Consider the following 14,375-nt stretch of genomic DNA (forward strand, 5'->3'; position numbering starts at 1 on the left):
CGGGCGCACCCAGGTGTGCCCGCCGTCGTGCGTGCGTGCGCCGTTCGTCAGGCCGATGCGGGCGGCATCACGGTGGCGATGAGCTCAGGGTCGCCGCCGAGGCTCGTCAGCCGCGCCCGTAGGGCCGTCGCTGCCCGGGCGTAAGGCTCGGCGCTCGCGTACAGGAGGGATCGGGTGTTCGCCGCCTCCAGGAACGACACCATCTCGAAGGTGAGCTGACGCGCGTCGTCGAGGAGGGGCAGTTCGCCCGCCTTCATCGCATACTCGATGCTGACGGTGAGGTAGTCCTCCCAGTCCGAGCTGGCCGCGACGACGGCGTCGCGCACCGCGCCGGGCTTGGAGTCGTACTCCACCGACGTTGCGGCGAAGAAGCAGCCGCCGCGGAAGACGCGTGTCTCGGAGTACGCGAGCCACTGCGAGAGCAGTGCGCACACGCGCGACAGCCCGCGCTCGGAGCTCGCTCGAGCGGGCGTGACGACGCTGTCGACGAAAACCTCTCGCGCGGCCGCCACGACGGCCAGCTGCAGCTGCTCCTTCGAGCCGAACAACGTCGCGACGCCGCTCTTGCTATGGCCCGAAGCATCCGCCAATCGCCCGATCGTGATGCCGTCGAGGCCGTCGACCGAGGCCGTATCGACGGCGTGGGCGAGGATCCCCCGGCGGGATTCATCACCCCGGAGCCGGCGTCCGTCGATCTGTCCTTGTGCCACGGCATCAGAATACCGTACGATCGTTCGTATTACTAAGTACGACCGTTCGTATACCCGGATGGGAGCATGATGAACATCGCCCTTTCTCTTGCCGGCGCCGGCGTGCGCGCCGCAGAATCCGTCTCGCCTCGGTGGGGCGCGGCAGCGGCCATGCCGCTGTTCGCCCGTGTCGACCGGCCCCGTCCGGTGCGTACGATCGACCTCCCCACGATGTCGCGGGCCCGGCGCTCGGTGGTGCGCATCCCGGGCGTCGCCGGCACCGGCGTCGATGTCGTGGTCTACGAGTGGGGCGCCGGCAGTCGCACGGTTGTGCTCGCCCATGGCTGGAACGGGCGCGCGAGCCAGTTCGCGACGCTCGTGCGGGAACTCATCGCCGAGCGGTACCGGGTGGTGGCCTTCGATGCACCCGCGCACGGCGACTCGGCAGGTCGCCGGACCTACCTCGTCGACTGGCGCGATGTGCTCGCTGCGCTGCAGGTGCGGTACGGGCGCTTCGAGGCGATCGTCGGCCACTCATTCGGAGGTCTGGCCGCGCTCGTCTCGACGGCGGGCGGGATCGAGACGGAGCGAGTGGTCACGGTCGCCGCGCCCGCCGCCGCCGAGACCCTGCTGACGCAGTTCCAGTCGATGCTCGGCTACTCCGATCCCACTTCGGATGCTCTCGGGCGACTCTTCGCGCGCAGGTACTTCCCCGGCGACGCTGATCCGTTCGCGTGGCTGTCGGCGGTCCGGCGTCCGCTGCCGGGGACGCCGCTGCTGGTGATCCACGACGACGCCGATCTTCGCGTGCCGTTCGCCGAGGCATCGCGCATCGCAGACGCGAATCCCGGTTCGCGCCTGGTGTCGACGAGCGGCTTCGGGCACAACCGGATCCTCACGGCCGATCGGTTCCTCGATGCCGTGGTCGATTTCGTCACGCAGCCGATTCCACCGTCGTCCCGAGAGGCAGAGGTGTCCGCCGCAGCGATCCGCGAACCCGCCGAGGCCGTGGCGGTGTGAGTGTCAGAAGAGACGGGCGGATGCTTCGCGCCCGTCGCCCACGCCGGCGGGGCGCGGCAGCGCCGCTCGGCCCCGCGACGTGACGACGATCGACGCCGACCGGGCCGCCAGGCCCGAGACAGGTGCGCCCCGAGGGGCGTCGTCCTCGGCGCGGCCGTCGAGGCCGTGCACGCGAAGCAGCGGCCGCACGCGCTTGGCGAGCCACGACCGGTAGGCCTTGGGCGCGTTGGCCGTCATCCCGGGATACAAGCCTCGATACGACGAGACGAGCTCCGGATGCCGCTGCTCGAGCCACTGCATGAACCACTGCTTGGCGCCGGGCCGCAGATGCAGTGCGCCGTACACGACACGTGACGCACCGGCATCCTTGATGCGGGTCAGAGCGTGGTCGATCGCCGCGATGGAGTCGGTGAGGTGCGGGATGATCGGCATCAGGAAGACCGTCACGCGGAAGCCTGCCTCGGTCGCCGCGCGCACCGTCTCCAATCGCGCCGTCGCGGTGGGGGTGCCGGGCTCGATGATGCGTTGCAGCTCGTCGTCGAACACCGCGATAGAGGTGGAGATCGTCACATCGACGTGGCCTGCGGCGTCCTTCAGCAGCGGCAGATCGCGGCGGATCATGGTGCCTTTGGTGAGGATCGAGAACGGAGTACCCGATTCGGCGAGCGCCGACGCGATGCCGGGCATCAGCTTGTAGCGGCCTTCCGCTCGCTGGTACGGGTCGGTGTTGGTGCCGAGCGCGACCGGCTCGCGCATCCACGTCCCTCGCCGCAACTCCTTCTGCAGCACGTCGACGACGTTCACCTTCACGACGATCTGCGAGTCGAAGTCGGTGCCCGCGTCGAGTTCGAGGTACTCGTGCGTCCCGCGGGCGAAGCAGTAAACGCATGCGTGACTGCAGCCGCGGTACGGGTTCACCGTCCAGTCGAACGGCATGGCCGAAGAGCTCGGAACATGGTTGAGGGCGGACTTGCACAGCACCTCATGGAAGGTCATGCCGGCGAACTCGGGCGTCGTCACAGATTGGACGAGACCGTTCAGCTGCTCGAGACCGGGCAGGGCTGCGGCATCCGCCACGCCCAGTTCCTGTCCCTGCCAACGCATGATCCCATGAGAACAGATCTTCGAGCATCGGTCAAGCGTGCTCGGGATTGCATCGAACATCGGACGACCGGCCGCTGGGCCGGGTTCGCATCGATCGCGACCGAGGGCCACAATGGCTAACGTGACGGCGCCTGGCAAGCCCGAATCCTCCCGGCCGGCCCCCGGCACTCGTCGTGCCGCGCGAGCGATGCGCGACGAGGCGGAGCGGCGCGCCCGCGCCGAGAAGAGTGCCCGTGCCGAGAGCCGCACTCGTGCCGAGAGCCGCACTCCTGCCGAGAGCGGCCTAGGCTCCACGACCGCTGCGCCGACCCCGGGCAGCCGGCGCGCGGCGCGCGCGGCAGAACTGTTCGATCCCGATGGGGTGCACGCTCGCCATGCCCGCACCCGCCGCTGGAAGCGCGTGGGCGTCGTGGCCGGCCTCGCCGTCGGTGCCGCATTGCTGGTCGGCTCTTCGGCTGCGCTCACCGCGATCGTCGCACCACCCGCCGACACCGTGCAGGCGACCATGTCGCTGGCGGGCGAACCGCCCGAGATCGAGCAGCTGCCCGTGCCCGACGTGAGGCAGTCCCCCGTCGTCACGGACCTGTGCGCGGTCCCCGAGTTCGTCGCTGCGCTCCAGTCGGGCGATGACGAGGCCGCGGTGCTGGCCGCGGGTGGGGGCGAGGCGTTCCGCTCCGCGGTGGCGGGGGGATCGGCGAGCTGCGTCGACCTCGGCGACTCCGCGCGAGTGTGGGCGGTCGTCGACAAGCTGCGCCCGGCGTCGCCCATCGACTATCGCCCGTCGGCGCTGGTGATGCCCGAGGGTGTGCGCAACATCGAAGGCGGTGCACTGCGAGCGGATGCGGCATCCGGGCTCACCTCCCTCGTCGCGGCGGCGCGCGACGCCGGCGTCGGCGAGGTCGCTCTCGAGAGCGCCTTCCGGTCGTACCAGACGCAGCAGGAGACCTACGGGCGTCACTTCGCGCAGCGGGGTGAGCAGGCGGATCAGGTCAGCGCCCGGCCCGGCTACTCCGAGCACCAGCTGGGGCTCGGGGCGGACGTCGTCGCGTGCGCCGGCGCATGCGGCAGCCTCGACGACCTCGCCGGCACGGCGCAGGGGCATTGGATCGCCGAGCACGCGTGGGAGCACGGCTGGATCGTGCGATACGTGGAGGGCGCGACCCCGGTGACGGGCTACCTGCCCGAGCCGTGGCACCTGCGCTACGTCGGCCGCGAGCTGGCGCGTGCCTACCACGAGGGGGGTTGGACGTCGCTCGAGGAGTTCTTCGCGCTGCCGCCCGCGCCCGACTACGCGGAGTGAAGCCGGAACTCGATTCCATCTTTCGTGAGACTGAATGTCGCCGTTCGGCGTAGGATCGACGTGCCGCGGCAGAAAGCAGCGTCGCGGGCTCGACGAGGAGAGAGGTTTCGCCTGCCATGGAGCGGGATATCTACGACGAGGACCACGAGGCGTTCCGCGACGTCGTCAAAGAGTTCATCAAGCGCTACGCGTCCGACGAGAAGCGCAAGCAGTGGGACGAGGCCGGCGAGATCGACCGCGCCACCATGCTCGCCGCCGGTGAAGCCGGCATCATCGGCCTGTCCGTCCCGGAGGAGTTCGGCGGAGCGGGGATGCTGCAGGACTATCGCTTCCGATCGGTCGTGCTCGAAGAGACCATCAGCGCGGGCCTCGGCTCGCTCGCCGGTGCCCTCGGCATCCAGGACGACCTGGCCGTTCCGTACATCGTGCACATGGGCACCCAGGAGCAGAAGGAGAAGTGGCTGCCGGGAATGGCGACCGGTGAGATCCTCGGCGCCCTGGCGATGACCGAGCCGGGCGCAGGCTCCGACCTGCGCGGCATCAAGACGACGGCGAAGAAGGTCGACGGCGGCTACATCGTCAACGGCGCGAAGACGTTCATCTCTTCGGGCAAGACGGCCGACATGGTCGTGACCTTCGTCAAGACCGGTGAGGGGAACCGCCCGGATGCCTTCAGCCTGCTGATCCTCGAGAACGGCATGGAGGGCTTCGACCACGGCAAGAAGCTCGAGAAGATGGGCTTCCACGGGTGGGACACCGCGGAGCTCTCGTTCACCGATGTGTTCGTGCCCGACGAGAACCTGATCAGCGGCAGGGAGGGTCAGGGCTTCATCCAGCTCATGATGAACCTGCCGCTCGAGCGCCTCTCGATCGGTGTCGCCGCAGCCGCCGCCGGCGAGGCTGCGTTCGTCTGGACGCGCGACTACACCCTCAGCCGTGAGGCGTTCGGCGAGCGCATCGCCGATTTCCAGAACACGCGCTTCAAGCTCGCCGACATGGCCACCACCGTCGACGTGATGTGGACCTATGTCGACCGCGCGATGATGCTCTACAAGGACCAGAAGCTCACCGCCGAGGAGGCCGCGAAGGTCAAGTTCTGGACGACCGACCGCGAGGCCGAGCTGCTCGACATCGGCGTGCAGCTGCACGGCGGCTACGGCTACATCACCGAGTACCCGATCGCCCGCGCCTACCTCGACGCGCGCGTGCATCGCATCTACGGCGGCACGAACGAGATCATGCGCGACATCGTGAGCCGCCAGATCGTCGGCAAGCGCTGAGCATCCGTTCGCGGACGAACACGGCCATCCTCGAGATCGAGGATGGCCGTGTTGTCTGCATCAAGCGCCTTGGATGTCCGAGAACAGGCCGGTGAAGGCGGTCCCCGTACCGACGACGCGTTGGAAGAACTCTCCTCCGATCGGTGTCGTCACGGCGTGCGAGGCCTCGTCATAGTCGGCGAAGTAGAGTTCGAGGGTGCGGTGCGCAGGGGTCGCGGTTCCGTCCTCCTTCGGCCAGACCTTCGCGTCCTCCAGGCGCTGCAGACCCGGAAGCTGACGGGCCAGGTCGATGACGCGGGTGTACTCGGCTTCGAACGCGGTGACGTCGGCAGGGTTGTCGAAGATGAGGGTGATCTTCGTCGGCATTGGCTTGCTCCTTCGATGTTGTAGCGAGGTTGAATCGTGATGTCCCCCCGCGGGTCAGTCGTCTTCCCGCCGCGGGGGTGAGGGACTACTGGCTGCGGTCGGGGCGTCCGTAGGCTTCGAGAAGCCGAAGCCAGACCTCGCTGATCGTCGGGTACGACGGCACTGCATGCCAGAGGCGCTCGATCGGCACTTCTCCGACGACGGCGATCGTCGCGGAGTGGAGGAGCTCGGCAACGTCCTGACCGACGAAGGTCGCACCCACGACGACTTGGCGATCCTCGTCGACGACGAGCTTGGCACGTCCGGTGTATCCGTCGGCGTGCAGCTTCGCGCCACTCACCCAGCCGAGGTCGTACTCGACGGCTCGAACCGGGATGCCGGCGACCCGCGCACGCTTTTCGGTCAGACCGATGCTCGCGACCTCGGGGTCGGTGAACACCACATGTGGCACCGACTGACGGTCGGCGGTCGCGACATGTGCTCCCCAAGGCGCGTCGTCCACGGGTCTGCCCTGCAGGCGCGCGGCGATCGCTTCGCCGGCGGCGCGTGCCTGGTACTTGCCTTGGTGGGTCAGGAGGACGCGCCCGTTCACCTCGCCCACCGCGTAGAGCCAGTCGGTCCCTTCGACGAGCATGGTGTCGTCGACGGGGACCGCTGCGCCCGGTGTGAGTCCAACGGTCTCGAGGCCCAGATCGCCGGTGTTCGGGCGCCGACCGGTGGCGACCAGGATCTCCTCGGCGTGCAGATCCGTCCCGTCGGGAAGGAGCACGCCGACGGTGCCGTCGTGATGGCGGACCACACGCTCAGGGATCACGCCGAGACGAACGTCCACACCTTCGCCCGCGAGCGCTTCGGCGACGTATTCCCCGACGAACGGCTCCTCCTGGTCCAGCAGCTGCGTCCGTGAGATCACAGTCACCTTCGACCCGAGCGACGCGAAGGCAAAGGCGAGTTCCGTGCCGGCGACGCCTCCTCCGATGACGATCAGGCGCGCCGGGACATGGTCGGCCGCAGTGGCCTCTCGAGTTCCCCAACCCGCGGCGGTACCGAGACCCCGGATGGGCGGCACGAAGGGAACCGATCCGGTCGCCAGTGCCACGGCCTTGGCCCTGAACACGCGCTCACCGACCTGTACCTGTTGCGGTCCGACGAGGCGTCCGTGGCCGCGGATGAGCTCGATCCCGGCGGAATCAAGCCAGGCGACCTGCCCGTGGTCGTTCCAATGGTCGGTGAACTCTGAGCGTCTGGCGAGCAGGGCTGCCGTGTCGATCGTGCCGGTGACGGCCTCGCGAGCTCCCGCGAGGCGCTGCGCGGCCCGGATCGCGTGACCGCTGCGCAGCAGCGCCTTCGAAGGCATGCAGGCCCAGTACGAGCATTCACCTCCCACGAGCTCGGATTCGACGATGGCGACGCGAACACCTTGCTTGAGGGCGTAGTCTGCGACGTTCTCGCCGACCGGGCCGGCGCCTACGACGATCAGGTCGTAGTCGAACGCCGTCATGCTGAGACCTTCTTCAGGGAGATGCTCAAGCGGATGGCGGCGATGAGGAAGAAGATCCCACCGAGAACGGCGTAACCGCCGACGCCGGCGACGGTGCCGCCCCCTTGCAGGCCCTGGGCAGCAAACGCCCCGCCGGCGAGAATCGAGATGCCGCCGCTGATCATGAGCGGCACCTGACCGTGTGACTTGCGGCGGATAATCGCAGCCACCAGCTGTGTCAGACCGGACACGATCGCCCACGCGCCCCACGCGAGCAGAACCGCGGGGGTCGAAACCGTCGACGCCCATGCGAGAGCGATCGCGGCGAGCGTGCTCAGGATGACGTTGATCTGCTCGGCCGGACGAGGTCCGCGCGAATCGCCCTCGGAGCGAATCTGCATCAGGACGGCGCCCGCGTCGACGAGCGGGTAGAGCACCAGGAGCACCGTTTGGAGTGGACCTGCTGCGCTCCCGGCGGTGAACACCAGCGCCGCCCAAAGGAGAGCGAACGCGAACCGGATGAAGTAGAGGCGGCGCAGAGTGACGCCGAGGGCAACGGATGAAACGGCAGAGATCATGATCTTCCTTCGCATGGCGGATGTAGAGTTACTAGTACGTCTACATAGTTGACTCTAGGATAGAAATCTCGCCGGGGCAACCAGGAACAACCCAGATCGGAGCAGCAGGTGCATGCAGAGCTTGGCGAGCACACGCCACGCACGACCTCCGGGCCCAGCACTCGCGCACGAATCCTCGAAGCTGCTGTCGAGCTGTTCTACGCCCAGGGAATCCGCGCCACCAGCGCCGACCGCATCATCGAGCAGGTCGGCGTCACGAAGGTGACCTTCTACCGCCACTTCCGCAACAAGGGCGAGTTGGTGATCCAGTATCTCGAGCAGCAAGCCGAGGCCGAGCGGAACTGGATGCAGAGCGAGCATCGACCGGGTGATCCGGTGGGAACGCTGCGCGCTCTCGCTGTCGGTATCGGCGAGGCCAGCTGCCGGCCTGGGTTCCGCGGATGCGCCTTCATCAACGCGGCTGCCGAATTCTCCGACGCTCAGGATCCGGTCCGACGAACGGTCGACGCGCACCGCCGATGGATGTTCGACTACTTCAACGCGGTCGCGGGTGAGGCCGAGCCGCGCCGTGCTGATGCGGTGGCCCGGCAGCTCATGCTGTTGCGAGATGGCGGGATGGTGAGCGGGTATCTGGGCACGCCCGAGGAGGTCGCGGACTCGCTCGCCGCGGCGTTCGCATCAGTCATCGCGACCCCGAGTCCGGCATAGCCCGAACTGGGCGAACGCCCGTGGTGTCTGCTCCGTGCGCGGCATCCGTTCGCTACGGCCTGAAGTCTCAGCGCGGCAGGGGTTGTCCGTCGAACGGCTTCGGGACGACGGCGGGGTCGGGGTTGCGCGGCCGACGCCCGCTCGAAGACCAGGCCCGGATACGCGCCCGGATCTCGGGCCGCTGGACCGGCGCTGCCGAGAAGTAGTGGCTGACGTAACGCAGGGCGACGGCGACCTTCCAGTCCTCGGTCGCCAGCGCGCCGAGAACGCGGCTCTTCGGCGGGGGCGGCGCCTCGACGCCGTGGAGCGTGGTCGCTGAGAACCGGGCGTCGCTGCGGAGACCTGAGTCGAACACGAAGTCCAGCGTCGAGCGGAACGCCTCCTGGATACGCCGCGCAAGGCCCGCCGGGTCTGCGGCATCCGCGCTCGCCACGAGGTCGCGCATGGTCAGGGCCTCGACCGCCGCGACGGACATGCCCTGCCCGTAGATCGGGTTCAGGGCGAGCACCGCGTCGCCGACCGCGACGAAGCCGTCCGGTCGTGAGGCCATGTCCTCCCACCGGGTCCGGCGCGTTCCGCGGATCTTGAAGGGCTTCGGGTCGTCCACGAACTCGGCCCGGCGAGCCGCGTCGGCGATGACCGGCGTCGGGGCTTCGTCCAGCTCCGCGAGGAACTCGTCGCGGCCCGCGGGCGCCCGAGACGCATTCTGCGCGACCGCGACGATCTGGTGCAGCCCGTCGCCGCATGGGAGCAGTACGGCGCCGCGGGGGCTGATCGGTGTCGGCGGGGCGAGCACACCCCGGATGTCGGCTCGCAGCGCGTCGTCCCTGAGCCGCACGAGGGCCGTCGAGTAGACGATGTCGCTGACGATCTCATGCGCGACCGGTGGCTCGAACCCGAGCGCGGCGATCCACTCCCTCGCGTGCGACGTGCGGCCCGAAGCGTCCACGATGAGATCCGCCTCGATGGCCGAGTCACCCCGCAACTCGACCGCGGTCACCCGCATGCCGTCGCGTGATGCTCGCAGGCCCGTCACGGTTTCCTGTTCGATCGTCACGTTCGGGATGCCGCGGATCCGGTCGCGCACGGTCCGTTCGAGGACGAGACGACGGAGGCCGTAGGTCCAGGCCTCGCTCGGGCCGCGAGCCGTCCATCCCTGCGAGCTGAAGCTCGCGACGTCGCGCGTCGAGTCGAACCATGCCGCCCCGGCATCCGCCCACGCCGCACCGATCCCTGGCAGCAGCTCTTCGATGGCATCCTGGCCGATCGCGAGGAGCACGTGCATCTGCTCGCCCTGCGGAACCCCGCGACGGTGCGTGGCATCAGCGGGAAGCTCGTCGCGCTCGAGGATCGTCACGCGGTCGAAGCGCGGGGCGAGCGCCGCTGCCGAGAGCAGTCCGCCGATGCCCGCACCGACGACCACCGCGTGATCGAATGCCATCGCGCACCTCCGTCGCCCCACAGCGGCGCACGCCGACCCCGCTCGCCGCGAGCCTAGCGGCGTGGAGGCGACAGCCCCCAGCGCGGCGGGGTCAGGCGGCGGGTTCGGCTGCCGCCACGGGCGTCCGGCGCCGCGCGAGCTTCGCAACGCCCGCCTTGCGCAAGCGATCCGCGACGACGATGCCGAGCCACGTGCCCGCGAAGCAGCTGACCAGCGTCACGCCGAAGTAGGCGATCTGCATGCCGAGCGGGATCGTCCACAGGTCGAAGGACGCGGCCGCCATGATCGGGTAGACGATGCTGACGATGAGCGCGCTCGCGTAGTGCTGCCACGTGTGCCAGAACCGGTACAGCACCAGCAGGAAGCCGAGCTCGGCGAACAGCGCCCACCACAGCGTCGTGCCGATGGCGCCGACGGTGAAGAACGGCGCGAGCACGAGCCCCGAGATGAGCCCGACCAGCAGGCCGGCGAAGGGGCGCTGGATGAGGCGCAGCGCGATGACGGCGGGCATGAGCCACAATCCCGCGATCGCGACCGAGATGAGCGGCACGGTGATGAACAGCATCGACGAGATCCACCATCCCGCCGCGAGCACGATGCCGCCGGCGACGCCGATCGCGGCGCACGTCAGCAGGTAGGCGGTCGAGACCTGGGCGCGGTTGGAGCGGCTCATGCCGTCACCTCCGCGGGAGCGGCCTGCGACTTCGGCGTGGGCGACGACGCCCCGACCCGCCAGTATCCGCAGAAGCTCACGAGGTCCTTCGAGACCCCGCGCTCACCGACCAGGTGCCGTCGTGCTTCGGTCGGAAGTGCCTGCTCGCCCACGATGTAGGCGTGGAACGGGGCATCCGGGAGCGCCGCTCCGGTCAGCGCCTGCAACGCGAGCGATCCCGGCTTGATGCCGTGCTCGCGCACGATCCAGCGCACCGTGATCCCGGCCGGATGGGGGAAGTCGAGGGCGTCCTCGGCCGACGGCACCTCGATGATCGCCAAGCCCGAGGAGTCGGCGGGCAGCGTCGCGCAGATGCTCGCGATCGCGGGAAGCCCGGTCTCGTCGGCGACGAGCACCACTCGGTCGACCCCGCGCGCGGGATTGAACGCCAGGCCCTCGTCGATGATGACGACGCTCTCGCCGGGCTCGCAGGTCTCGGCCCACCGTGAGGCGGGGCCTGCCGTGCCGTCGGCGGCCGAACCGTGCAGAACGAAGTCCACGTCGATCTCGGCGCCTGTCGACTCGGTCGCCGGGCGGTACGCGCGCACCGAGTAGTTGCGCATCACCGGCCGCACGCCGTCGGGGATGCGCAGGTACCGCAGGTATCCGAACATCTTGTTCGCCTTCGCGGGGAGGCGGTCGAGACCCTCGTCGCCGCCGAGCGGCAGGAAGATGCGGAACCACTGGTCGTAGCCCATGTGGCGGAACTGCGAGATCTCGCCGCCGCCGAGCGTGACGCGCATCCAGTGCGGCGCCAGGCGCTCGGTGCGCAGCACGGTCAGATGCACGAGTCCCTGGGTCTCGGGCTTGACGAGTCGACTGGCCTGGGCCATGTGTCCTCCGATGGTCGATTTGGCGATGGTCGATTTGGCGATGGTCGATTGGCGATGGTCGATTTGGCGATGGTCGGTATGCGGTCGAGGGGGATCGCGAAGCGCTCCGGCTAGCCGAGGCCCCACGGGAAGAAGAGCCAGAGCACGGCGGCCGAGGCGGCCCAGAACAGCACGATGAAGACGGTGTCGCGCACGCGATACGGAACCAGATGCCGCTCGGTGCGGTCGGGATAGGCGCCGAACGCGCGGGAGTCCATCGCCAGCGCGACGCGCTCGGCGTGGCGGATCGCGCCGGCCATCAGCGGCACGACATAGCCGAACCAGCGCGCGACGGCGGTGAACGGACCGCGGCCGCCGTGGGATCCGCGCACCCGGTGCGCCTGCCGGATCACATCGAGCTCGTGGCCGAACCGGGGCACGAACCGGAAGGCGGCCAGGGCCGTGTAGCCGATGCGGTAGGGCACCCGCAGGTGCTGCACGCTGGCGCGCACAAGGTCGGGGCCGGTGGTCGACAGGCCGGCGATGAGGGTGAGGGCGACGATGGCCGCGAGGCGCAGCCCCGTCGCGAAGCCGATCGCGAGAGCGCCCTGGTACAGCGTCCATCCGCCGATCTGCCAGAACACCGGGGTGTCGTCGACCTGTGACGCATCCGTCCACAGTGAGAAGCCGAAGCCGATGGCCAGCGCGCCCAGCGGCAGCGCCAGCAGCAGCACGCCGGCGAGCACGCGCGTGAACCGCGCACCCACCAGCAGCACGGCGTAGGCCAGCAGGAGGAACGCGGCCGGGGTCGCGGCATCCCGTACGAAGATCAGCACGATCATCGCGGGCAAGGGCGCGGCGAGCTTCGCGAGCGGGTTGAGGGCATACAGGAAGCGGACGGGGGATGCCTCGATCCGCTGCGCATACGGATCGAACCGTGCGTCGGGCGCCTGTACGGCCAGCAGTGGGGCGGACTCGGTCATGCCGCACCTCCCGCGCGAGCAGGCGATGCGACGCCGGAGGGGGTCGGCGTCGGCGCATCGGGAAGATCCGTGAGCCGAGCGATGCGCGAGAGTTCCGGATGCCGCTGCAGGCCGTGCAGGGCACGCCGAAGGGGCGGCAGCCGAAGGCCGGCGCGCTCGATCAGCGCGGCGTCGGCGAAGACCTCCGGAGTAGGGCCGGATACGAGCACGCGGCCGTCCGCCATCACGACGGTGCGATCGGCGTACTCGGTGACCAGCTGCATGTCGTGCGTGACGACGATGATCGTCGTGCCGTCGTCGTTCAGCTCGGAGAGCAGGCCGAGCAGTTCGTCGGCGCGAGCGCGGTCCTGGCCGAAGGTCGGTTCGTCGAGCACCAGCACAGGGGCGCCGGCGACGAGCGCCGTGCCCACCGAGAGCCGGCGCTTCTGGCCGCCCGACAGCAGGAACGGGTGGCTCTCGGCGCGGCCGGCAAGGCCGAAACGGTCGAGCAGCGCCTCGGCGCGGGTGCGCACCTCGTCTTCGGGCAGGTGCTGCAGTCGCAGGCCGTGCGCGATCTCGTCGAAAACCGTGTGGGCGATGAACTGGTGCTCGGGGTTCTGGAACACGAAGCCGATGCGCGAGCTGAGGGTGCGCGCGTCGGCACGGCCGACATCGATGCCGTCCACCGTCACGGCGCCGCGAGGTGGCGGCACGACCCCGGCCATCGCCTGGATGAGGCTGGTCTTGCCGGCGCCGTTTGCTCCGACGATCGCCACGAACTCGCCACGGCCGATGTCGAGATCGATGCCGTGCAGCACCTCGCTGCGCCCCCGGCGCAGGCTCAGGTCGCGGACTGTGATGAGCGGGAAGGACGCCTCTTCCTGGTCGGTGAGCGAGCGAGGAACGAGCGAGACGAAATGCCTCGAGCCGACGATCGGCGCCGGTGCCACGCGGTTCGTCTCGCTCCGCTCGCCCGACGAGCGGGGAACGGGGGTAGGTGCCGTCTCGAGCGCGGCGTGCAGCTCAGCCGGCGTCAAGGGCAGCGGGTCGAGCACGTATCCTGCCCGCCGCAGGCGCAGCGCGGCGATCGACGACACCGGCAGCCACACGCCCATCTCGTGCAGTTCCTCGGCGCGGCCGCGCAGCACGTCGTCGACGGTGCCGTCGGCGGCGAGGCGGCCCTCGTGGTCGAGTACGACCACCCGGTCGACGAAGCCGACCGCGGCGTCGAGGTTGTGCTCCACCAGCAGGATGGCGCGATCGCCCGCCGCGACCAGTTCGGCCAGGGCGTCGTACACCTCCTCGATCCCGCGCGGATCGAGGTTCGCTGTCGGTTCGTCGAGCACGAGCAGCGGCGACCCCATCGCGAGGGCGCACGCGATCGCCAGCCGCTGGCGGCCGCCGCCCGACAGGCGGTCGGGGTTCTCGCTGCGTCGCTCCCACAGACCCACCCGGCGCAGAGCCGCCTCGGCGCGCGCGAGCACCTCGGCCACCGGCATCCGGAGGTTCTCAGGACCGAAGGCCACCTCATCCAGGAGCGTGCCGGTGACCAGCTGGGCGTCGGGATCCTGGAAGACCATGCCGACACGGGTGCTGAGTTCGGCCACCGTCGTGGCGTTCGTGTCGAGGCCGTCCACGACCACCGAGCCGGTGACGGTCGCGGGTACGGCGTGGGGGATCAGTCCGTTCAGCGCGAGGCTCAGGGTCGATTTGCCCGAGCCGCTCGGACCGAGAAGAAGCACGACCTCGCCGGGTGCGACGTCGAACGAGACGGAGGCAGGAGCCCGGGTGGTCTCGCCGTCGTGGGTGATGCCGAGGTCGCGCACACGCAGCAGCGGCACGGCAGAGGACACGGGCATCCGATCATCAGGGTAACTAAGGCTTCCCTAATTTAGCGTGCCCTAACCCACATGGCTATTCCGG

At 69.4% G+C, this 14,375-nt stretch carries 14 protein-coding genes; 4 read left to right on the forward strand and 10 right to left on the reverse strand.

The annotated features are described in order from the left end of the window. Positions 1-47 precede the first annotated feature (47 nt). Complete coding sequence (locus tag HF576_RS14305; RefSeq protein WP_168913464.1) at positions 48-710, reverse strand: TetR/AcrR family transcriptional regulator; 663 nt, start codon at positions 708-710, stop codon at positions 48-50. A gap of 66 nt (positions 711-776) precedes the next feature. Between HF576_RS14305 and HF576_RS14310 the strand changes: the two genes are divergently transcribed. After that, positions 777-1,709 (forward strand): alpha/beta fold hydrolase, encoded by a 933-nt coding sequence (locus HF576_RS14310; protein ID WP_168913465.1) that lies wholly within the window; start codon positions 777-779, stop codon positions 1,707-1,709. 3 nt (positions 1,710-1,712) lie between these two features. Here HF576_RS14310 and HF576_RS14315 read toward each other — a convergent pair whose 3' ends face one another. After that, positions 1,713-2,813, reverse strand: coding sequence for an Rv2578c family radical SAM protein (locus HF576_RS14315; protein ID WP_168913466.1), 1,101 nt, complete (start codon positions 2,811-2,813; stop codon positions 1,713-1,715). 121 nt (positions 2,814-2,934) lie between these two features. On the opposite strand from HF576_RS14315, the gene HF576_RS20790 reads away from it, so the two are divergent. Beyond that, entirely contained in the window at positions 2,935-4,113 is a 1,179-nt protein-coding gene (locus HF576_RS20790; RefSeq protein WP_168913467.1) for a D-alanyl-D-alanine carboxypeptidase family protein, read from the forward strand. Positions 4,114-4,229: 116 nt separating this feature from the next. Then, a complete protein-coding gene (locus HF576_RS14325; protein WP_168913468.1) occupies positions 4,230-5,393 on the forward strand; it encodes an acyl-CoA dehydrogenase family protein in 1,164 nt (387 codons plus the stop codon). Between the two features lie 60 nt (positions 5,394-5,453). Here HF576_RS14325 and HF576_RS14330 read toward each other — a convergent pair whose 3' ends face one another. From HF576_RS14330 to HF576_RS14340, 3 genes are all read right to left on the reverse strand, one after another. Then, complete coding sequence (locus HF576_RS14330; protein ID WP_168913469.1) at positions 5,454-5,759, reverse strand: EthD domain-containing protein; 306 nt, start codon at positions 5,757-5,759, stop codon at positions 5,454-5,456. Between the two features lie 85 nt (positions 5,760-5,844). Next, complete coding sequence (locus tag HF576_RS14335) at positions 5,845-7,260, reverse strand: dihydrolipoyl dehydrogenase family protein (RefSeq protein WP_168913470.1); 1,416 nt, start codon at positions 7,258-7,260, stop codon at positions 5,845-5,847. After that, entirely contained in the window at positions 7,257-7,817 is a 561-nt protein-coding gene (locus HF576_RS14340; RefSeq protein ID WP_168913471.1) for a DUF308 domain-containing protein, read from the reverse strand. The genes HF576_RS14335 and HF576_RS14340 overlap by 4 nt, the downstream gene beginning before the upstream one ends. A 108-nt stretch (positions 7,818-7,925) precedes the next feature. On the opposite strand from HF576_RS14340, the gene HF576_RS14345 reads away from it, so the two are divergent. Continuing rightward, positions 7,926-8,525 (forward strand): TetR family transcriptional regulator, encoded by a 600-nt coding sequence (locus HF576_RS14345; RefSeq protein WP_168913472.1) that lies wholly within the window; start codon positions 7,926-7,928, stop codon positions 8,523-8,525. Between the two features lie 67 nt (positions 8,526-8,592). Here the strand turns inward: HF576_RS14345 and HF576_RS14350 are convergent, their stop codons facing one another. From HF576_RS14350 to HF576_RS14370, 5 genes are all read right to left on the reverse strand, one after another. Beyond that, positions 8,593-9,966, reverse strand: a complete 1,374-nt coding sequence (locus HF576_RS14350) for an FAD-dependent oxidoreductase (protein ID WP_168913473.1) — start codon at positions 9,964-9,966, stop codon at positions 8,593-8,595. A gap of 91 nt (positions 9,967-10,057) precedes the next feature. Next, positions 10,058-10,639: an ECF transporter S component gene (locus HF576_RS14355; RefSeq protein ID WP_168913474.1), complete on the reverse strand. Its 582-nt coding sequence runs from the start codon at positions 10,637-10,639 to the stop codon at positions 10,058-10,060. Next, positions 10,636-11,511, reverse strand: coding sequence for a siderophore-interacting protein (locus HF576_RS14360; protein ID WP_168913475.1), 876 nt, complete (start codon positions 11,509-11,511; stop codon positions 10,636-10,638). The genes HF576_RS14355 and HF576_RS14360 overlap by 4 nt, the downstream gene beginning before the upstream one ends. A 110-nt stretch (positions 11,512-11,621) precedes the next feature. Then, positions 11,622-12,473: an energy-coupling factor transporter transmembrane component T family protein gene (locus tag HF576_RS14365; protein ID WP_168913476.1), complete on the reverse strand. Its 852-nt coding sequence runs from the start codon at positions 12,471-12,473 to the stop codon at positions 11,622-11,624. Beyond that, positions 12,470-14,311: an ABC transporter ATP-binding protein gene (locus HF576_RS14370; protein ID WP_168913477.1), complete on the reverse strand. Its 1,842-nt coding sequence runs from the start codon at positions 14,309-14,311 to the stop codon at positions 12,470-12,472. The genes HF576_RS14365 and HF576_RS14370 overlap by 4 nt, the downstream gene beginning before the upstream one ends. Positions 14,312-14,375 lie beyond the last annotated feature (64 nt).

The organism is Microbacterium salsuginis (genome assembly GCF_012524205.1).
GTDB lineage: Bacteria > Actinomycetota > Actinomycetes > Actinomycetales > Microbacteriaceae > Microbacterium > Microbacterium salsuginis.